12 protein-coding genes and 2 riboswitches are annotated in these 15769 nt (G+C 53.4%); of the genes, 8 read left to right on the top strand and 4 right to left on the bottom strand.

The window, feature by feature from the left end; all coding sequences use genetic code 11:
* Positions 1-60 precede the first annotated feature (60 nt).
* A riboswitch (glycine riboswitch) is annotated at positions 61-170 on the top strand.
* A gap of 3 nt (positions 171-173) precedes the next feature.
* Positions 174-281: riboswitch (glycine riboswitch) on the top strand.
* Between the two features lie 111 nt (positions 282-392).
* Genes gcvT through gcvPB form a run of 3 tightly spaced genes read left to right on the top strand, consistent with a single transcriptional unit; the run spans position 393 to position 4311 of the window.
* A complete protein-coding gene (gcvT, locus tag NST08_RS14735; protein WP_210094819.1) occupies positions 393-1511 on the top strand; it encodes a glycine cleavage system aminomethyltransferase GcvT in 1119 nt (372 codons plus the stop codon).
* Positions 1508-2857, top strand: coding sequence for an aminomethyl-transferring glycine dehydrogenase subunit GcvPA (gene gcvPA, locus NST08_RS14730; protein WP_210094818.1), 1350 nt, complete (start codon positions 1508-1510; stop codon positions 2855-2857). Before gcvT ends, gcvPA begins: the two co-directional genes overlap by 4 nt.
* Positions 2854-4311, top strand: a complete 1458-nt coding sequence (gene gcvPB / locus NST08_RS14725) for an aminomethyl-transferring glycine dehydrogenase subunit GcvPB (protein WP_007130079.1) — start codon at positions 2854-2856, stop codon at positions 4309-4311. Before gcvPA ends, gcvPB begins: the two co-directional genes overlap by 4 nt.
* Positions 4312-4556: 245 nt before the next feature.
* On the opposite strand, the gene NST08_RS14720 is transcribed toward gcvPB, so the two are convergent.
* Positions 4557-6173 (bottom strand): YcdB/YcdC domain-containing protein, encoded by a 1617-nt coding sequence (locus NST08_RS14720; RefSeq protein WP_007130080.1) that lies wholly within the window; start codon positions 6171-6173, stop codon positions 4557-4559.
* A gap of 123 nt (positions 6174-6296) precedes the next feature.
* Here NST08_RS14720 and NST08_RS14715 point away from each other — a divergent pair, with 123 nt between their 5' ends.
* Positions 6297-7091, top strand: coding sequence for an arylamine N-acetyltransferase family protein (locus NST08_RS14715; protein ID WP_007130081.1), 795 nt, complete (start codon positions 6297-6299; stop codon positions 7089-7091).
* Between the two features lie 178 nt (positions 7092-7269).
* Here the strand turns inward: NST08_RS14715 and NST08_RS14710 are convergent, their stop codons facing one another.
* The gene (locus NST08_RS14710; RefSeq protein WP_007130082.1) at positions 7270-7749 is read right to left on the bottom strand and encodes a nucleoside deaminase; all 480 of its coding nucleotides are present in this window, start codon (positions 7747-7749) and stop codon (positions 7270-7272) included.
* Positions 7750-8049: 300 nt separating this feature from the next.
* Here NST08_RS14710 and NST08_RS14705 point away from each other — a divergent pair, with 300 nt between their 5' ends.
* From NST08_RS14705 to NST08_RS14695, 3 genes are all read left to right on the top strand, one after another.
* Positions 8050-8379 carry a hypothetical protein gene (locus NST08_RS14705; RefSeq protein ID WP_007130083.1) on the top strand — a complete coding sequence of 110 codons (330 nt, stop codon included), beginning with the start codon at positions 8050-8052 and terminating at the stop codon, positions 8377-8379.
* Positions 8380-8459: 80 nt separating this feature from the next.
* Entirely contained in the window at positions 8460-10166 is a 1707-nt protein-coding gene (locus NST08_RS14700; protein WP_040738666.1) for an ABC transporter ATP-binding protein, read from the top strand.
* 181 nt (positions 10167-10347) lie between these two features.
* On the top strand, positions 10348-11199 hold the full coding sequence (locus NST08_RS14695; RefSeq protein WP_007130085.1) for a hypothetical protein: 852 nt from the start codon (positions 10348-10350) through the stop codon (positions 11197-11199).
* A 160-nt stretch (positions 11200-11359) separates the two neighbouring features.
* Here the strand turns inward: NST08_RS14695 and NST08_RS14690 are convergent, their stop codons facing one another.
* Together NST08_RS14690 and NST08_RS14685 are read right to left on the bottom strand one after the other, a co-directional pair.
* Positions 11360-13234, bottom strand: a complete 1875-nt coding sequence (locus NST08_RS14690) for an ABC transporter ATP-binding protein (protein ID WP_007130086.1) — start codon at positions 13232-13234, stop codon at positions 11360-11362.
* On the bottom strand, positions 13231-15018 hold the full coding sequence (locus tag NST08_RS14685; protein ID WP_007130087.1) for an ABC transporter ATP-binding protein: 1788 nt from the start codon (positions 15016-15018) through the stop codon (positions 13231-13233). Before NST08_RS14685 ends, NST08_RS14690 begins: the two co-directional genes overlap by 4 nt.
* Positions 15019-15290: 272 nt before the next feature.
* Here NST08_RS14685 and NST08_RS14680 point away from each other — a divergent pair, with 272 nt between their 5' ends.
* Complete coding sequence (locus NST08_RS14680) at positions 15291-15707, top strand: NUDIX hydrolase (protein WP_007130088.1); 417 nt, start codon at positions 15291-15293, stop codon at positions 15705-15707.
* Positions 15708-15769 lie beyond the last annotated feature (62 nt).

The raw sequence follows: 15769 nt of genomic DNA, 5'->3' as shown, positions 1-15769 counted from the left end.
TTTATAATAATCAGAAGAACGACACAGGTTAGATAACAACTTCATAACAAGATACGGCGAATGATGGTAGCGGGAGAGATTACCGGTCAGACCCGCTTGACTGGTAACGCCGAAGGAGTAAGCCGCTTGCTTGCGGTGAATCTCTCAGGCAAAAGGACCTTTACCGGACGCACCTCTGGAGAGCATTCTACAATGTAGAATCACCCACGGGGAAACTCACACGAGCTCTACATAATGACGAACATGAGATGTGGGGTAACTCTCAGGTACAAAGGACAGAGCAGAAGATCGAAGAAACGAACGTGCTGGTTTTAGCGCGTTTTGTTAGCTTCCCTTCTGCCTGTCCTTTTTTGATGTTCCAAGCGTTTCTACCAATCTGAAGAGGTGAAGAGATGAGTTCATTACTGCGCACACCGCTTTACCCGCTTTACTCCGATTTCCCTTCTGTCCGCTGCATCGATTTCGGCGGCTGGGAGCTGCCCGTGCAATTTACCGGCATCGTTCAAGAGCATGAAGCCGTTCGCAAGCATGCCGGACTGTTCGATGTGTCACATATGGGCGAATTTTTCGTTGCCGGTCCGGATGCCGAGGCTTTTCTCCAGACGCTGACGACAAACGACGTAACCCGGCTATCGGTCGGCCAGGCCCAATATACTTTGCTGTGCAACGACAACGGCGGGGTTGTGGATGATCTTCTCGTCTATAAGCTGGCTGACGCGCGCTACATGCTCGTTGTCAATGCATCGAATATCGACAAAGATTTTGCTTGGCTTCATGATCAACGTTTCGGTGACATCGAGCTCCGTAACGCATCCGCGGAGACGGCACTGATCGCGCTGCAGGGTCCTGCAGCCGAAGCGATCATATCGGCAGCCGTACCGGAAGCCGAAACACTCCAATCCCTTCCTTCCTTTCACTTCATTCAGCATGTTAACGTATTTGGTTCCAAGGCCCTCGTCTCCCGGACCGGTTACACCGGAGAGGATGGCTATGAAATATACTGCAGTGCGGAACAAGCACCGGCCATTTGGAGAGGACTGCTTGACGCAGGTCAAGCGCATGGCTTAGTCCCCGCAGGTCTCGGCGCTCGCGACACGCTCCGTTTCGAAGCCAAGCTGCCGCTTTACGGGCAGGAGCTTTCGGAAGATATATCGCCGCTGGAAGCCGGCCTCGGATTTTTCGTCAAGCTGGATAAAGGCGATTTTATTGGACGTGAAGCACTGCTTCGGCAAAAAACAGAGGGTATTCCCCGCAAGCTTGTCGGCATCGAAATGATCGACCGCGGCATCCCTCGTTCTCACTATACCGTTCATGACGGAAACGGTGATCCGATCGGTGAAGTTACCAGCGGAACGCAATCCCCTACGCTGAAACGCAGCCTGGGACTTGCGCTTATCGACAGCGCCCATGCAGCGCTTGAATCCGAGGTGTGGGTTGAAATCCGCGGGAAGAAGCTAAAGGCCAAAGTCGTCAAAACCCCATTCTACAAAAGAGGAGCTGCCTTAACATGAAGCATCGTTATTTGCCTATGACCGATCAGGATCAAGCCGAGATGCTTGCCGTGATCGGCGCGAAGTCGATCGAGGATCTGTTTGCCGACATCCCTGCGGCCATCCGTTATGACGGCGTCCTGCCCATGTCGGAAAGAATGAGCGAACCTGAGCTGCTGAAGCATATGCGCGCCCTTTCGGACCGCAATGCCGACTTTGACCGATACGCCAGCTTTCTGGGCGCCGGCTTGTACGATCACCATATTCCCGTCGTGCTGAACCACGTCATTTCCCGCTCGGAATTCTATACGGCCTACACGCCGTATCAGCCGGAGATCAGCCAAGGCGAGCTGCAGGCCATATTCGAATTTCAATCCTATATCTGCGAGCTGACCGGCATGAAAGTGGCGAATGCCAGCATGTATGACGGCTCCACCGCGCTTGCCGAAGCTGCGGCTCTTGCCAGCGGCGCCACGAAACGAAAAAAAATCATCGTTTCCCGCGCCGTACATCCGGAGGCCCGCGAGATTCTGCTCACGTCCGCCCATGGCTTGGATCTGGAAGTGATCGAGATCGGGTGCGTGAACGGCGTGACCGACCAAGAGGCGCTTGCTGCCGCAATCACGGACGAAACGGCCGCCGTCCTCCTCCAGTCGCCGAATTTCTTCGGATGCATCGAGGATGTGAAGGCCATCGAGCCTAAGGTTCACCAGCATAAAGCGCTGCTCGTCATGAGCGTGAACCCGCTCTCGCTAGGCTTGCTGGAATCGCCGGGCGTCATCGGGGCCGATATCGTTGTCGGCGATGCCCAGCCGCTCGGCATCCCGGCCTCTCTCGGCGGGCCGACGTGCGGATTCTTCGCGGTCTCCGAGCCGCTCATGCGCCGCATTCCCGGACGGATTGTCGGCCAGACCGTCGACAAGGACGGCAAGCGCGGATTCGTATTGACGCTGCAAGCACGCGAGCAGCATATCCGCCGCGAGAAAGCGACGTCCAATATTTGCTCCAACCAGGCGCTTCTCGCTCTCTGCGCTTCGGTATACATGTCCACGATGGGGAAAGCGGGGATGCAGGAAGCCGCACTCTTGAATGTGCGCAAATCCCACTATGCAGCGGATCGTGCTGCCAAAGGTTCACTCTCCCTTCCGTTCAGCGCGCCGTTCTTCAACGAATTCGTGGTGAAGCTGCCGGAAGGTACGAACATTGACGCCGTTAACCGGAAGCTGCTTGCGGCCGGGTTTATCGGCGGATACGATCTCGGAACCGCCTACCCCGAGCTGCAAGGGTGCATGCTGATCGCCGTTACCGAACGGCGGACGAAGGAAGAAATCGACCGATTTATCGATGAATTGGAGGCGATCGTATGAAACCGGAAAAAGCATTGATATTTGAACTCAGCAAACCGGGCCGTGTCGCCTATTCGCTCCCCGAATGCGACGTACCGGAGACGGATGCAGCCTCATTGATTCCGGAGCATCTGCTTCGCAGCCAGCCTGCCGAGCTGCCGGAGGTCTATGAGGTCGATGTCATCCGTCATTATACCGAGCTGTCGCGAAGAAACTTCGGCATCGATAACGGCTTCTATCCGCTCGGCTCTTGTACGATGAAATACAATCCGAAAATTAATGAGGACGTGGCCCGTTTCGCCGGGTTCGCCAAAATCCATCCCTATCAGCCTGAAGAAAGCATTCAAGGCGCGCTGGAGCTTCTCTATACGCTGCAGCATGATTTGGCCGCGCTGACCGGCATGGATCAGGTTACGCTTCAGCCCGCTGCCGGCGCCCACGGGGAGTGGACGGGTCTGATGCTGATCCGTGCATACCACGAGAGCCGCGGCGAGAAGCGCACAAAAGTCATCGTTCCCGATTCCTCCCACGGCACGAATCCTGCCAGCGCTACCGTTGCCGGCTATGAGACCATTACGATAAAATCCAACGAGCGCGGCATGGTCGATCTTGAGGCGCTGCGCGCAGTCGTAGGCGAAGATACCGCAGCGCTGATGCTGACCAATCCAAGCACCCTCGGCCTGTTCGAGGAGCAGATCGTGGAAATCGCCGAAATCGTGCACGAAGCAGGCGGCCTGCTCTACTATGACGGAGCCAACTCCAACGCGATCATGGGCATTACGCGTCCGGGTGATATGGGCTTTGACGTCGTTCACCTCAATCTGCATAAAACGATGAGCACCCCGCACGGCGGCGGCGGTCCCGGCGCAGGTCCTGTCGGCGTCAAGAGCAAGCTGATTCCGTTCCTGCCGAAGCCGGTCGTCTCCAAACGGGATGACGGCACGTATTATTGGGATTACGACCGTCCGCAATCCATCGGGCGGGTCAAAGCGTTCTACGGCAACTTCGGCATACTTGTTCGCGCTTATACGTATATCCGAACCTATGGTCCGGAAGGATTGCGGCGTGTATCCGAGCTGGCCGTCCTCAATGCGAATTACATGATGCATCGTCTGGCGCCACATTACGAGGTTGCTTACCCGGGCCTCTGCAAGCATGAATTCGTGCTGTCCGGCAGGAAGCTAAAGGAGTATGGCGTTCGGACGCTGGACGTCGCCAAGCGTTTGCTGGATTTCGGCTACCATCCGCCGACCATCTACTTCCCGCTGAACGTTGAGGAGTGCATCATGATCGAGCCGACGGAGACGGAAAGCAAGGAAACGCTTGACGGCTTCATCGATACGATGATCCAAATCGCCAAGGAGGCACAGACCGATCCGGAGCTAGTTAAGAACGCGCCGCACACCACCGTCGTAAAGCGCCTTGACGAAACGACGGCTGCACGCAAACCGGTACTGAATTGTACGTGCGGTTAATTGGGGCTGCATCAGAAAGGAAACGAGCATGAAACGCTTCGGCATCCCGCCGCAGCTTCCATCCTGATTGCGGGAAGGTAGCGACAGGCCAGCCGCAGTTCACAGCCAACCTGTATATGCATGATTAAAGGGATCCCATACGCCGACATTGCGGCGCACGGGATCCCTTATTGGGTAACGTTAGTTTTTTCTTCCATCATATTATGAAGTTCTGTGGCTCAAAGCTCCGGCTCAATGTGCAGACACTAAGATTTCATATCCAGCCTCCAGATCAGCTCTCCTGATACCGCATCGACATACTGCAGTGTGGCCGCCTTTTCTGTTCCGTCCAAGGAGTTGCTCCGCTTCACAGCAGGCTCATAGATCAGCCGATAGCGTCCCGAATTGTCATCTCCGTCTAAGTACCAACGCATCGACACCTCCAGCTGCTCCTCCACTTTCCGCGCTGCCTCTTCTTCACTGATCTTCGCGATAAAGTTGTTCTGAGCAAGCTCCCGAATCTTCTCCATGGACACGCCGCGATACATTAAAACTTCACCGGTGATGCTGCATATGCTGATCGTCACGCTCTCTAGGCGCACACGGTAGGGTCCGATAAACAACGGCAAATGGAAAAACTCCCGTTCCGGGTCCTTCTCTTCTTGCTGATCGAGCTCCAATTGCAAATAATTGATATACTCGGGAAAGCACTGATGAAGGAATTGCTGTGCTTTCTCCCAGCACTCCGCGCGGGTAAACGATGGTTTCTTCCTCTTCATGCGATCCGGTTTCACTCTAGTGTAATAACTAACGAGCTGGCCCGTGGATTTCTCGATTTGGAGCGTATGCGATGCTTTTAACCTGTTAAGGGCCTTCCCCCATCTTCTCGACATATATCCGTCCACGGAGAGCGGATCCTCTTGGGCGCCGCTAGTCCGCTCTTCCGCTGACTCCCGCTCAGTATAGAAGAGATACAATTGTTCACCGTCATCCTTGCGCTCCCCTAAAGCATATAACGAAGAATCAATTCCCAAGACGGTCTCCCAATAACGCAGGGATGCGTTCCAATCATTGAAATCCATGTTGTTTAACGAAACATTCCCACGATATCCCGCAGACTTGTCCGGTTTCATCGCATCATCCTGAACGTTAGGTCCGCTCCTGTTGAACTCGCTGATGGGGCGGGTCGGCGGATACAGAGCATGCAGAAGATCTTGCAAAGGCTCGCCGGACACCGCATCATACTTACGATGAATCGTAACCGGCTCATAAACGAGACGATGCTCCATCGTGTCCGCTGTCGTTTCATAATCGCCCGGATACAATGCAGCAATGACGGGAACCAAGCACAGCTCCTGTATCATTGTTCGTCTTGCCGTATCGGGGCTTATCCTCTCGGCAGGCCATTCCGGCAACCTCATCGCCGAGGACGCTTCCTTCCGGTAACGAACCACCCGCAAGTCCCGGTTTATACGCAGCGTACATCCGGTATCCGGCAATTCCAGTCCGCCCACTTCCATTCTGTATTCGACGGTGTACTCGTTATGGATATCGTCGATGCGGACCCGGGTGAACTGTTCACAGCCCGGCAGATGTTGCTTCACAAAAGCATTAGCTGCAGCTCTTACAGCCTTCGTAGAGACTTCGCTGACATCCGCCTCCTCCTTCTCGGTTCGGATATAGAGACTCATCAAATCTCCGGTTTCAAGAGATAGCGAGACTTCGATATTATTGTCTTCGCTGTGCGGATCCTCCCATATGTACGTACGCTCCCTCGGTGCTTCGCCCTTTGGTGTATTATCTGCCATGGCGAGCCGATAATGCTCGGGGATATTGACAACCGCCTTGGCTGAAGCCAGCAGTGTCGAGTCGTCAAGAGCCATGGTTAAGCCTCCCTTCGATTCCTTTTTTCCATGGGTCTTCATTTCCATCCTTCAAGAATAGTATATAATGAGAAATATCTTGGATCGATCAAGCTCAAAAATTAATAGAGATGCGGTGATACCTTGAACACAACAACGGAAACCCTCAGCGTTACAAAATATTTGGAACGAATCGGCTATTCCGGTCCGATCGTCGAGAGCGCCTACATGCTAGCCAGGCTGCAGGAGCAGCATGTGCATTCGGTTCCCTATGAGAACCTGGATATCCTGGCAAATATTCCGCTTTCCCTCGAGATCCCGGCGCTCTACGATAAAATCGTGAATCGGCGTCGCGGAGGATTTTGCTTCGAACTCAACGCACTATTCGGGTGGCTGCTGCAAGAGCTTGGGTTTGAAGTAACCCATTATTTCGGACGATTTTGGCAAGGCGAATCGCATACGCCTCCGAAAAGGCGGCATCAGGTTCTGCAGGTAACCATCGGGGAGCAGCGTTTTATCGCTGATGTAGGCGTAGGTGGAGCGGGTCCCCGCCAGCCGCTGGAGCTGGTTGACGGTCTCGAACAGGTGCAGGGCGACGAGACCTATCGCCTTCGGGCAAATACCGATTACGGCTGGATGCTGGAGCAGCAGAAGCATGGTGGCTGGGAGTCCGTCTTCTCCTTCACCGAAGAACCCAATCTGCCGCAAGACTTCATCACTACATCCTATTGGTGCGAGCATGCCCCCGATTCGCCGTTCAACAAATTCGCAAGAATCTCCATGCGGACAGCAGAAGGCCGAAACACCGTAGAAGGCGAGGAGTTCCGGATTTTTACGAGCGGCGGGGTCCACACCTTCAAGCCGAGGTCTGAACAGGAGTTTGAGGATGCGCTGTATACCTATTTTGGAATCAAGGTCCCTGAGCAATTAAAGCAATAAGCCTGCGTATGCGGTAAACTCCATGGTTCAAACTTAGAGTTTATAAACTGCGGCAAGCCACGATAAACCGGGTTCCCTTAGGGAGCCCGGTTATTATTGTTATTTAAGGCTGTTTAAAATCGCACATCAAACGATGAAAAAATAGGCTCGCATGGGAGCAGACGCTGCAATCGCAACGTTAATATTCGATTTTTCGTTCTGCAGAAGACCATGCTTGAAAAGGCAGCAAATAATCAGCCGGTTGAAGCAATCTCATCGGGATGGAACGCTGATCCATAGGCTTTTCGATTTCTTCGTAGATGAAATGATCGTCAAACCCGATATTGGCAGCGTCCTTCTTCGTGCTTGCATAATAAACCGCATCCGGTCTGGACCAATAAATAGCTCCAAGACACATCGGGCAAGGCTCGCAGCTGGTGTAGATCACGCATCCGGTCAGCTGGAAGCTCTGAAGATGATTACAGGCTTCGCGAATCGCCTGAACTTCAGCATGCGCCGTCGGATCGTTTAATGTTGTGACGAGATTTCGCCCTTTGCCAATCACCTTGCCATCCTTGACCACAATCGCTCCGAACGGGCCTCCTTCGGCTTGCTGCACGTTACGAAAGGCTTCGTCAATCGCCATCTTCATCCAATACTCATGGCCGTATAACATCATCTTAAAACCGCTCCCTTCTCGCTTCATGATTTCAACAAGTCTGTACCATTTTATTTTTCCAAGCATTCTTTCCACTGGACATATGCCACTCAAAATATCATATCACATCATATTCGAATCACCATAATATTTCCAGATCATGAGACAATCCATGCGGTTAGGGTCAGGGGTATGGCGAATTTTTTTCGGTTGACGATATGTATACATACGTATACAATCAAAATTAATAGTATACAAACGTATACATACAGCGATTTGATTGTAATACATTTGGATAGGATCATTCAGGAGGTGAGCGGAATGAGACACGAAGACCCCATCGACAAGATCCCGCATCGAGAAGATTTCGAAGCTAACCAACGACGCGGGGGACGGCATAATCGGCACCGTGATGACCGGAGCCACTCGGGCAGGGAGCACGGCAGGGCCCAGACCTTCCGTCGAGGACGCGCGCTGGCATTTCTGGACCAGTTATACGTGAAGCGGGACACGCTAAAGCGGCAGGTAAACGATCCCGATTTTGAAGCGATTCGTCAAGTCGTGAGCGGGGAATTAAAAGCGGTGGATCAGATCATTCAGGAGTATATCCAGGCTTTCGATCTTCAAGAGTCGCAAGGAGCGGAGGAATGAAGTTCAGCTGCGTGATGCAAGCCCTTTCTGTTCGTTAAGAATACCTGCATATTACATATGACTTGGGAGTGTGATTGGATTTGATACGAAGGTTTTTCTCTTATTATCGTCCCTATAAGGGCCTATTCATCCTTGATTTTACGTGCGCGGTTATCGCCGGATTGCTGGAGCTGGCTTTTCCGCTCGCCGTCAGCAAATTTATTGACGACCTGCTGCCCGGGCAGAACTGGCCCCTGATTCTGATCGCTTGTCTGGTGCTGCTGTCCATTTATGCGCTGAATACGGCGCTTCAATATATCGTGACCTATTGGGGGCATATGCTCGGCGTGAACATCGAAACCGATATGCGCGCTAAAATGTTCTCCCATATCCAGAAGCTGTCCTTCCGTTTCTTCGACAACAACAAGACCGGCCATCTAATGGGACGTGTGACGAATGACCTGAATGACATTGGCGAAGTTGCCCATCACGGACCGGAGGATGTATTCATCGCCGTCATGACGCTGCTCGGCTCGTTCTCTCTAATGGCTTACATCAATTTGGAGCTGGCGCTGATCACGTTCATCATCGTCCCGCTAATGGCTTGGCTCATCATTAAATTCGGGGGACGAATGACGACAACCTACCGTCAATTGTTCCGGGATGTAGGGAATTTCAATGCCCGTATCGAAGACAACGTTGGCGGCATCCGCGTCGTTCAGTCCTTTGCCAATGAGGAGCATGAGAAACGGCTGTTCGAGGTGGAGAACAAGCAGTTCCGTGCCACCAAGCTGCTTGCCTACAAAACGATGGCAAAGAGCACGTCCGTCAGTTACATGTTAATGCGGCTGATTACCGTGTTTGTCATGATTTGCGGTGCATGGTTCTTTATCCAAGGAAAAATCGAGATGGGCGAATTTATGGCGTTCCTCCTGCTCTCCAATATTTTTTTCCGGCCGATCGAGAAGATCAATGCCGTTATCGAGAGTTATCCGAAAGGGATTGCTGGCTTCAAACGGTATTTGGAGATTATGGATACCGAGCCGGAAATCGCGGATGCGCCTGATGCCATCTCCCTCAAGTCCGTGCGCGGAGATATCCGATTCGAGGGCGTCACCTTCGGCTATGAGCCGAACCGGCCGATACTAAACAACGTCAGCCTCTCCATCCGTGCGGGAGAAACGGTCGCTTTCGTCGGTCCATCCGGCGCAGGCAAGACGACCATATGCAGCCTATTGCCGCGCTTCTACGAAGTGGACCATGGCCGGATTACCGTCGACGGCATCGATATCCGGAACATTAAGCTGCACAGTCTTCGCAAACACATCGGCATCGTCCAGCAGGACGTGTTCCTCTTCTCAGGCTCGATCCGCGAAAATATCGCTTATGGCGATCTGTCCGCGACAGACGAGCAGATCTGGGAAGCCGCACGCCGGGCTTCGCTGGACGATCTGATCCGCAGCCTGCCGGAAGGCATGGACACGATTATCGGCGAACGGGGCGTGAAGCTGTCCGGCGGACAGAAGCAGCGCTTGTCGATTGCCAGAATGTTTTTGAAAAATCCTCCGATCCTCATCCTGGACGAAGCCACCTCCGCCCTGGACACGGAAACGGAAGCCCAAATCCAAAAGTCGCTTTCCGAATTGTCCGTCGGAAGAACGACGCTCGTTATCGCGCACCGGCTGACAACGATCCAAAACGCTGACCGCATCATTGTCGTTAATAAAGATGGAATTGCCGAACAAGGCACACATCAGGAATTGATTCGATCGGGCGGCGCGTACAGCAGGCTGCATCAATTAAACTAGTCCGGTACCCTGATTGCCGGCAAGATGAGGACGGATCTCGCTTGGAGCGTGGGATCCGTCCTCTTTTTGCGTTATTTTTCCGAAATCTACCCTATCTACCTATTTACTAAGGTCTGCACATCGATTATAAATGATAAAATGATATCAAACGCGTTTATCCGATAAGGGGGCTGCAGTTGCGATGAGACCGAAAATTGCAGTGATTATTGTGCACGGATTGGGTAAGCAGAAGAAAAACTATGCCGATAAGTTCAAGAAGCAAATAAGAGAGGCTTTTGCTAGAGCCTCCGGCCAATCCCCTGATCAGCTGGAGATCGAAGCCGTTCACTGGGCGGATGTATTTGCCGGCAGAGAAGCGGAATTGGAACAGAATATCATCACCCCCTACCGGCTGCGATACCGCCGCCTTCGACGGTATGTGCTTCATAACCTGGCCGATGCCGTTGCCTACCAGCCGGTCGACTCCGAATCCCAAAACTATGACGCCGTTCATATGACCATCAGCCAAGCGCTGCACAGATTAACCGCTTCAGCCGGACCGACCGCCCCGTTATGCGTAATTGCCCACAGCTTGGGCGCCGTTATCGCGAGCAATTTCTTCTATGACCTTCAGCACTCGTCCCGCGGGCATAAGCTTGTAATTGATCCCGCTTCTCCACTGGAAAGAGGGGACACCCTCTCCCTCTTCTATTCTCTTGGCACGACATTACCGCTTTGGAGCCTGCGATACGGTGATTTTGACCGTCCGATCCGCGTCCCCTCCGATCGGCTTAGGGACTATCACGGCAGCCTTGACGGCGAATGGGTCAACTTCTATGACAAGGATGATATCCTTGGGTATCCGCTTAAAGGCGTAGATCCCGCTTACCGGGATGCCGTACGCGAAGATGTCGCCGTTAATGTCGGCGTCTGGTGGAAGAGCTGGAACCCCCTGTGCCACAGCGGATACTTTGCAAGCCGCACCATTCATGAATACATCGCGGATAAGCTGACTTCGGTCATGCGCAGCATGGCACCTTATCCATCAGACTAATTCAACATTGGTTTGTGCTGGACCATCCATAATAAAATCCCCTTTCAAGCTAGAAACCGGATCATGATGTTTGACGCCGGCATCGCTAAAGGGGATTTTTCTTTTTGGGTAATTCCAGGGCCAAAGGGTGCTTGGAAACACTATCGGCCATGATCGGCCATCAAGTGCCGGTTTCTTCGCCATACCACAGCTGCCGGAAGCTTTCGCTCGAGCGCAGCAGCTCTTCGGCTGTTCCTTCCGCCTCGATCACTCCCCCGTTCAGGACGATAATATGATCTGCATGATTCAAGGCCGCCCTTCGATGAGATACAACAAGGCAGGTAGCTCCTCTGCGCTCGCGGAACAGTCGTTCCCACAGCTTGCGCTCCGTCTCGACATCCAGCGCACTGGATAGATCATCGAAGACATAGAGTTCTGCATCGCGGACAAGCATCCGCGCAGCAGCGGTACGCTGTGCCTGCCCGCCGGAAAGCTTTACGCCCCGAGGACCGACCATCGTCTCAAGTCCGTCCTGCAGGTGCTTAATATCCTCCTCCATCACCGCAGCATACAGTGCACGATCCAGACTTCCGGGCTTCTCCTCGATTCCAAGCAGGATATTGTTCCTCAGCTTATCGCTGTACAGCCTAGGAATTTGCGCCGTATAGGCACTTTGCGGCGGAATGAAGAAATCCGCAGGATTATCGATCCGCTCTCCATTCCAGCGGATATCGCCGGCTTCGGCCGGAAGCAGGCCGAGCAGCGTCCGAACGAGCGTGGTTTTGCCGCTACCGATCATACCGGTTACAACCGTAAATGACCCCCGGGTCAGATTAAGGCTGACGTTCTCGATGCCGCGGCCGGTCTCAGGATAACGGTAGGTCAGCCCTCTCGCTTCAAGCTGTTGAAGCGGCGGTGCATAGATCATCGGAGGCTTCGGGTTCAAGCTTGATTCGGTCTCTTCAACTTGTGGGGCGCCGCCTATGGCTCTTTCTTCGGTAAGAGACTGCTCTCCGTCAGGGGCCCCTGCTCGTCTGCGCTCGGGCTGATGCTTGGTCTTGGTCCGACCAATGCCGATATAATTGGCTGCTGTCAGCAAGGTCGCGGGGGCGCCTTGAAGCATCGATACCATTCGCTTGAAGCTGACCCCCATCTGCTTGTAGTAGGTCATAAAGTTGCCGACATTAGAGATGAGCTGAGTGACAAACGTTAAATAATAGACGAATAAGGACAAGTCCCCTACGGTAAATTCGCCGTTGCGCATTTTATAGCTGGCCAGCACAAGAATCAGGCCGGTTCCCAAATTAACGGAATTGGTGAAGACGGAAGACAGTGCCTCTGTCAGCAGCTTATCCTTGACCATCGATTGGCGGCGATTCTCGCTGAGTCTTACAAAACGGTCAACGACGCGCTTCTCCGCCCCTGCCACCTGGATCGCTTGAACGTTCGCGAACATTTCGCTGATGGCGCCGGTAACTTTGGCTGTCGACTCGCGGCTGGCCGCCCTGTATTTCTGGATCCTTGCCGTTGCAATCTGAGCAGCCGTTACGACCAGAATTAAGGGAACGAACACCAATACGGTGAGCTGAAGATCGATCGAGATCAATATCCAGCTGGCGACAATGACAAAGCCGATCAGCCCTAATGTATCAACGGACCAGCTCGTTGCCTCTTCCGCCTGATCAACATCGTCACGGAAATTGCTTATCGCTTCGCCCGGCGAGCAAGGAATCGCCCGTGCGCCCGGCTCCTTCAGCACATGAGCGAGCATATTGCGCCGGATCAAGGTGGCGATCCGGAACCGAAAATGAACGTCAGTCATGAAGCCGCCGAAGATTAGCGCGATCCTCGCCAGCGCCGCTCCTATCAGGAGCACCGCGATGGCCCAGACGCCATACGGAAATTCGTACGTGCCTTCCAAATGATCGAAGAAGGCTTTCGTTAGCAGCCCCGGGAGGAGCGGAGCCATATGGATCAGCGACCATGCAAGTAAATTCAGCAGGTATAAACCCGGACGGTAAAGCAACAGCCGCCAGAAAAAATGCCTCGTTTTCATACCAGTACCTCCTCCGCGCCCACCGCAAGCATTCGGCTGAATCGCGATGTCGGATTCGCGGCAAGCTCTGCCCTTGCCCCGCACTCGATCGTCCGCCCGTTCTCAAGGATGAGAATTCGGTCCGCCCGCTGCACGGTGGCCAGGCGGTGAGCAATGATAATGCAAGTCTTCTCCCGTAGAAGCTTCGTGATTGCCGCCTCGATCCGATGCTCCGTCAACGGGTCAAGCCGAGAAGAAGCTTCGTCAAGAATAACGAGGCCCGGATCGGTCAGGAACACGCGGGCGAACGCCAGCAGCTGGGCTTCGCCCGCGGACAAGCTGCCTCCCCCGGACGCCAGGCTCGTATTAAGCCCTTCCGGTAAGGATGCAAGCCACGCCCCCAGTCCGAGCTCTTCCAACACTGAATGAATGCGCTGATCGGGAATCCGATCATCGAACAGCGTTAAATTATCGCGGACCGTTCCTTCAAGGATCTCGATATTTTGCGTCACCATCGCGACTTTCCGCCTCAGCTCTTGCAGCTTGCAGGCGCGAATGTCCGTTCCCGCCAGCTCGATGCTTCCCTGCTGCGGATCGTAGAACCGGAGCAGCAGCCGGGCGATCGTGGTTTTACCGCTGCCGGTCCGCCCCAGTAATCCAAGCGTTTGCCCCGGCTCCAGTCGCAGGTTCAGCCTTTCGAGCGTAGGCGGGCCATCCGCTTCGTATGAAAACGTCAAATCACGGAATTCAACCGACAACGGACCGGCAGGCAGCGGCGCTCCCGGACCGTCCTTGATAAGCGGCTCCGTCGCCAGCAGCTCCCGTACCCGCATGAGGCTGGCGTCTGCCTTTTGAAGGTCCTCGAGCTGGGTCCGGATTTTCTCGATCGGCTTCGCCAGCAGCTCCGTATAGTAGAACACCAGGTAGATGGAACCGATGGTCAGCCCTCCTTGCCCGTTTTTCCATAGCAAGGCGCAGACGATAAAGGCAGCCGCATTGCCGAGCGCAAACACGAGAATCGTTGTACTCCACATCAGAAAAAATCCGATGAAAGCCCTCACCCGGACCGGCAGCATCCTCCTCGCCAGTTCGAAAAAGCGGTTCATGACATAATCCGCCGCCCCGTTGGCCCGGGTATCCTCCGTTCCTTCAAGATGCTCCCCGATGAAGCCGTAGAAATCCGCATTCAGCTCCCGCCAGCGTTTCCAGACAGGTATGGCAAACCTGCGTATGTATTGGATGACATAAATACTGCCGATAACAAACGCTGTCATGACCAGGCCGATCCAGAAGCTCTCCCGGAACAAGAGAACCAGGATGCCGATCATTAACAGCAGGTTGCCGAACAGGTGGATGATAAAGCTGGAGAAAAAATTGGCGAGCGCATTGACATCGCCGTCCACCCGTTCGATCAGCGAGCCGGACGTCTGCGTCTTATGGAAGCTCATGTCCAGCGACAAGCAGTGCTCCGCCAGCTCGGCACGCAGCTTGTTGGTGGTCGTCCAGCCCAAATTCTCGCTGAAATAAGCGGCTGCAACCGATACGCCCTGCTGCAGGAGTGAAAAGCCAATAAAAAAGCCTGCAGCGTAATACAATGCCGTCAGGCTTCCTTCGCCTTGAGCCGTATCAATAAAATAGCGGATGATCTGCGGGTTGATCAGCTGCAGTCCGATCGACAGTACCAGCAGCACGGCAAGGCTCGCAAGCATTTTTTTATGAGGCAGCACATACCTGACCAGCATTTCCTTGTACATCCCGAGACTTGTCGTCCTTCGCTTCGCCCGGAATAACCGGTCCGTTCGCATATGTTCCAATCTCCTTTCCCTTGTTGGATCTTTGAAGCCCCGGATCACCTAGTTCTCCTTGTTAAACCGTAATAACAGCAGCCGCTGACGATTCATATCACCGTTAACTCAGTGTCACTAAGCAATGATATGATAATAATAATGGCTTAGGGAAAATATTACAAGAACATAAGTTCCTGTTCGGTGACGAAATTGACGAGAGAGGAATTTGCAAATTACAGTCGAAAATTATGTGATGGCTTATACCATGATCAAGAGAAGGGGATCCCTTTATGCAAGGATATAATGTGCTTATGATTTTTAGTCCGGATATGAACCGATTGCTCATGTGCAAACGACGTAAGGACCCGTACAAAGGGCTGAGCAGTTTCGTCGGCGGCAAAATCGAGCGTGGCGAGTCGGGATTGGAAGCGGCTTATAGGGAGTTGGCGGAGGAAACCGGCATCGTGCAAGATAATGTGGTGCTGCAGCATGTTATGGACTTTACATATTATTGGCAGAATTGCTATGTTGAAGTTTATGCAGGCAGATTAAAGAACGATGTTAACCTGCAAGGAGACGAACACGAACTATACTGGTCCGATATGGAGCAGAACTTCTTCGATATGTCCCTGTTTGCAGGGGAAGGAAATATCGGCCACATGGTTGAGCAGGTCAAGATGAACAGAAACAGACTTTGGGAAGATTGATCCCGGGGCTTGCCGGTATGACTTGGAGGAAATGCTTAAAGGCCGCCTTCTAGGAAGGCGGC

The organism is Paenibacillus sp. FSL K6-1566 (genome assembly GCF_038050475.1).
GTDB classification, from domain to species: domain Bacteria; phylum Bacillota; class Bacilli; order Paenibacillales; family Paenibacillaceae; genus Paenibacillus_AQ; species Paenibacillus_AQ lactis.
This window is presented reverse-complemented; position numbering and strand designations above follow the sequence as displayed.